Below are 4,193 nucleotides of genomic sequence, written 5' to 3' on the forward strand. Positions count from 1 at the left end.
CAGAAAAAATAAAGAAATTATACAAGACCAAAAATGGAATTCTAACCTTTTTAGACTTCCAAATGCAAAACTGGACACAAAAACACATAAAAATTAAATAAGCCTATAAAATTTTACAGACTCAAAATAAAAAATAATTTTAAAAAATTTAGAAAAGGAAAGTATAAAACAGGACGTTCTAAAATTATTGATGAGTTATCTAAAGAGGGTATATTTTTTAAAGAAGTCATTGATAAAATGCCTAATTTTAAAGAAGATATTAGTAAATTATTAAGCGAAATTAATGATGTTGTTCATAATAATGGTCTTGATAAGTTTTATTGCTTCCGTTATCATAGTCTTGATAAAGATTTGCCCTATAAAAAATGAGAGGAATTCACGAAGCATCTTTCAAAATCAATAAGAATATTAGCTATCATGCGTTTAATTGTTGATCCATTGCCTTTACTCATAACGGAGGATGAAATATATTATCGATGCCCTCAAATAATATTCTTTCCTTTTAGCGATAAAATGTTATCTGTCATAGGTCAAGAATCAATTGATGAGTTTAAACAGACAGATACTTATAAATCTATGGAAGAGCAAATTTTAAGTCTTGAAAAAAGGAATCCTACAGTTAATGACTTTTTAATACATAAAGTTATAGATTTAGATAAAATTGAGGATATATATTCTCAAAAACATTTAATTTCTGAAAATGAATTAAAAATTTTGGATGTGTGTGGTTGTACAAATAAAATTGTTGAAATAAACTATGGAAATGGGTCTTATATTTTTTTCACAAGTTTAAATACTGATGGGAATATTTATAATTGTTTAGATATTGATGAGTTAATTAAAATCAATGATTATTATAATATTTCTCATAAGGGAATTTATGTATCTGTCATTAATATTAAAGGAAATAATAGAACTGACATTCTTAAAAATTCATATAATATAGTTTACATATTTCATGAAGAAAAATTAGATAATGAGGAAATTAAATGCATTGAGAAAATATTAATGGATTTCAGCATAATTTAAATGTAGAGTATTAGGAACGAGTCAAATTATGTTAAGATTAAGATATAAAAAACATTCTAGTGAAAACTGGATTAATCATGATTCTGCTGCAGGTGCTGAGACAATTTCAGGAAATGTACGGGCAATCTAGTGTGATGGCGGATATGTTATAGTATATGACTTGTCTGTGATTTTTATAGATTTGTAGGGTAGTTAATATTTAATCGGATACAAGTTGAAATGAAAATGTTTACATTTAACATCATAAATAGATTATAATTTAAAATAAAATTTGTAAACTTTAAAATTGAAATTATATTGTACTTAAATATATAATACAATTAATAAAATAATAATGGAGTGAAAATATGTTCGACGAAATATTTGGAAAATTAGGAAACTTTTGGGTCTCAGATAATGATAAAGAAATTGTTCCGGGGTATATTAATCAAAAGAATAATGATTTTGAAATTTCATTTGTTAATGTAGATTTTAATGATTATGATGATGATTATATTTTGCTAAATGGTGTTGTGGAAAATAAAAAATTAAGTTTAATAATTATAAATGATCCAATTAAAAGTACACATGCAAAAGTTATAAACAATACTTATTACATTAGATATTTATTTGAAGGAAAACATTATAATAATAAAGATAATATTAAATTTGAGAATATTAATATTAAAATTGACAATATTCTATCAACTATTAACTTGCACTCATTTTCTACAATTACTCCAAAGCCAGATATTTTATTAATAAAAGAGCCTACTAATGAATATGTTGTTGATTTAAATGAATTTAATTTAGAGATATTCCTTAAACCAAAAAGTACTATCGGTTACTCTTCAAATGGGCAGTATGCTAAGTTCAATGAAGAGATTATTCTTAAATTAAATTATGATGAACCTAAAACTATAACTGAAATTTATCCTCATATTGTAAAAATTAAAGACCTATTCACATTCCTCACTGGGAAATCAGAAATCATTGGACTTTATGAATCATCAAAAAATAAGGAAATAAACATGTTATTTCCAATCGTGACCCGAAAATATAATTTGAAGCCTCAACATAATACATTGATTCAATTTAATGAAAATAATCTTGAGAAAATATTTAATAACTGGTTTGAAAATTATGACTCTTTAAAAGGGGTTTATGATTTATATTTTTCAACAATTGGATCTAATTTATCTAGTGAAACATTATTCTTAACATATTGCCAAATTCTTGAAAGTTATCATAGAAAAAGATATCTTGGGGAATATGTTTCTAAAGAAAAATTTGAAGATTTTAAAAGCAAATTCACACCATGTGCTACAAAAATGGATGGTTTAGATGAAATTGTTTCAAAAGAAAATAAAGGTCAATTTTTAAATAAAATTATAAATTCAATTCAATTTTGCTATGAATTTACATTAAAAGACCGTTTAAAAGAAATATTTAATGAATTTAAAAAATGTGAATTATTTATAAAAATTATTGATAAATTCACTGATGAAGAAACATTTGATAAAGGAATAAAAACTTACTGCGATATTGTTAAAGATGGTAGAAATTATTATACTCACTATGGTGAAGAACCAGAACATTTATTAAAAGGGATTGAATTTTTTGAATTAACAGATAGTTTAAATCTAATAATAAAAATGATATTTTTAAAAGAATTTGGGTTAACTGATTCAGAAATAAACAATATTACAAAAAATCCTAGATTTAATTTTGTGGAATATTATGAAAATTAATTGAATATAACCGATATGAACTATGTATGAAAATAGAATATTAATATTCTTTTTTGTAAAATTCTTAAAATTAAAGGTTGTATTCAATTTAACAAATGAATACAACTTACTTTATTTTAATCTATATTGGCTTTTTCTAAGTTTATTCTATTTTTCATTGCTTCTACAACACCTTTATATCCTGGGAATAAATATTCTTCTGAATAACCATCAGAATATAGGGCCTTTAAAATTTCATATTTGCAGTCACCTGAAATAATAAATTTATAGAATATTCTTTCATTTTCTTTTAGAGTGAATTTTTCAATTCCCTCTAAATCAATTTCAATTTCTGAATTATCATTTTTCTTAAAACCGTTTTTTTGAATAATGTCACAAATCATTTCATCTAATGATTCTAATGAAGTTTCATTAAAAGTTTCTGGTTTGTTAATTAGAAAAGTGAATAATCCCTTTTGAGATTTTAAATTATCATTATTGTAATATTTTGGTCTATAAAATCGAAGTTGTGTTTGATTTTGTTTTTCTAATCCATCTTCTACAACAAAAGTTGAGTATTTTTCAAAATATTTGTAATTAAAAGCCCATAATACACAATCTGTCTTGTCTTTTTTTAAAATATTTCTCACAGCAAAGTATAATGCAACTTTATAATCATATGACCAATCCAAAGCACATGTGGGTAATCCATAATGTTGTGCTAAAGATATAACTTCATAAAATTCTGATTTAGGCCAATACCCTGGGAAATGATTAATGTGAGAATGTAATAGTTTACGAACTTTCCTGCTGGCAGGAATTTTCAATCCGCTTTTATCTGCCCAATCCAAAAATCTAAATAAAACAAAGAACTCTCTTTTATATTGTAGCTCTAATGTTAATTTTTCATTATCATCACATTCGATATCTTTAAAATTTGCAGAATGGTGATCAATAGATATATTGGAATTTATATAATCACAAAGGGCATATTTGCCATCATTATTTTTTCTTAAAGCGTTTGGAATTAGTTCATAATCGATATTACTAACTCCTCTAAAAATACATTTCTTTTTTAAATCTACTGGAAATTTCCTCCCATCTGGATAATATCCATTTTTTACATTATTTAAATCTTCTGGCTTTTTGAGTTCTATTACTTCAACTAAATCATTATACAATTCATAGTTTTTATTTTTATCATTCATTTTAACCACCATTTATTGAGATTTTCTTTTTTTATGCATGTTGAGGATGTGACACGAAGTCACTATTTTTTTAATTTTATTTTGCTTATTTTTCCTTTAATTTTATATACTATGAAGTATAATCTTTTATTATAGATATTAATCTTTATGGTTGTTTTATTTATGGTTTTGAAAGATGATAATATTAATCAGACTATGTTGGTCCCTATGGACTTGCGAAACTTGATTCCTAAAGATCATCCGTGCT

3 protein-coding genes are annotated in these 4,193 nt (G+C 24.3%); 2 read left to right on the plus strand and 1 reads right to left on the minus strand.

Translation table 11 applies throughout. The features are described 5' to 3' along the window. Positions 1–417 precede the first annotated feature (417 nt). Complete coding sequence (locus tag MBBTH_RS00035) at positions 418–1,029, plus strand: hypothetical protein (protein WP_133241911.1); 612 nt, start codon at positions 418–420, stop codon at positions 1,027–1,029. 347 nt (positions 1,030–1,376) lie between these two features. Then, positions 1,377–2,759 (plus strand): HEPN domain-containing protein, encoded by a 1,383-nt coding sequence (locus MBBTH_RS00040; protein ID WP_116591008.1) that lies wholly within the window; start codon positions 1,377–1,379, stop codon positions 2,757–2,759. Positions 2,760–2,875: 116 nt separating this feature from the next. On the opposite strand, the gene MBBTH_RS00045 is transcribed toward MBBTH_RS00040, so the two are convergent. Beyond that, positions 2,876–3,946, minus strand: coding sequence for an FRG domain-containing protein (locus MBBTH_RS00045; protein WP_165813982.1), 1,071 nt, complete (start codon positions 3,944–3,946; stop codon positions 2,876–2,878). Positions 3,947–4,193 lie beyond the last annotated feature (247 nt).

Origin of the sequence: Methanobrevibacter thaueri (assembly GCF_003111625.1) — an archaeon.
In the GTDB taxonomy this organism is placed as follows: domain Archaea; phylum Methanobacteriota; class Methanobacteria; order Methanobacteriales; family Methanobacteriaceae; genus Methanocatella; species Methanocatella thaueri.